The organism is Candidatus Megaera venefica (assembly GCF_034554655.1).
Lineage (GTDB): Bacteria > Pseudomonadota > Alphaproteobacteria > Rickettsiales > Rickettsiaceae > Megaera_A > Megaera_A venefica.
In genome coordinates, this window is sequence record NZ_JARJFB010000271.1 from 1 (window position 1) to 873 (window position 873).

1 protein-coding gene is annotated in these 873 nt (G+C 32.6%); it reads left to right on the forward strand.

Going from position 1 to position 873, the window contains the following annotated elements:
* A partial coding sequence (locus Megvenef_RS09710; RefSeq protein ID WP_322777705.1) for a 3'-5' exonuclease occupies positions 1–871 on the forward strand: 871 nt, incomplete at its 5' end.
* Positions 872–873 lie beyond the last annotated feature (2 nt).

The window sequence follows — 873 nt, forward strand, 5'->3', positions numbered from 1 at the left end:
TTATAATACAGGTAACCCTACTTCTCCTATATTTACTGGAGTGTTTTTAGATATTGAAGCTACTGGCTTGTCCTATTCTACAGATAAGATCATTGAATTAGGAATGGTGAAGTTTGAATATACTGAAGATGGTAAAATCTTCCATTTACTGGAAGATTTTAATCAGTATCAAGACCCGCAGGTACCAATTTCAGAGTTTATTAGCAGACTTACAGGCATAACGAATGATACGGTAAAAGGTCATAATATAGATGAAACTGAATTAGCTACTTATTTACAGGATGTAGATCTGATTATTGCTCATAATGCTCAATTCGACAGAACATTTTTTGAGAAGACCTTTCCCTCTATTCCTCCTAAAGCTTGGAGCTGTACAATGTTTGATGTTCAATGGAATCAAGAGGGGATTAGCAGTTATAAGTTAGAATATATTGCTTATAAATATAATTTCTTTTATGAAGGACATAGAGCCGTTATTGATTGCCTTGCAGGAATACATATTTTAGCACAAGAACTACCTTGCTCTCAAGAATTAGTTTTGAAACAGTTACTTACCAATGCCTTGAAATTAAGATTTAAATTATGGGCCGTAGGCGCTCATTATAATTGTAAGGATTTGCTTAGAGAACGAGGTTATAGATGGGAAAATCATCAAACAAATGATTACAAAGCTTGGTCTATTGAAGTGATCGAAGAGAATGTAGCTGAAGAAATTAATTACTTACGTTCTACAATATATCGCTCTTCTATTAATATACCCATAGAAGTTTTTGATGCTTATAGTAGGTTTTCTTATAATCCTCAATACCTTAAAAATGATATAAAATATCAAGATAAAATTAGTTGGGCAAAACGCCTATGTTCACAATAAGC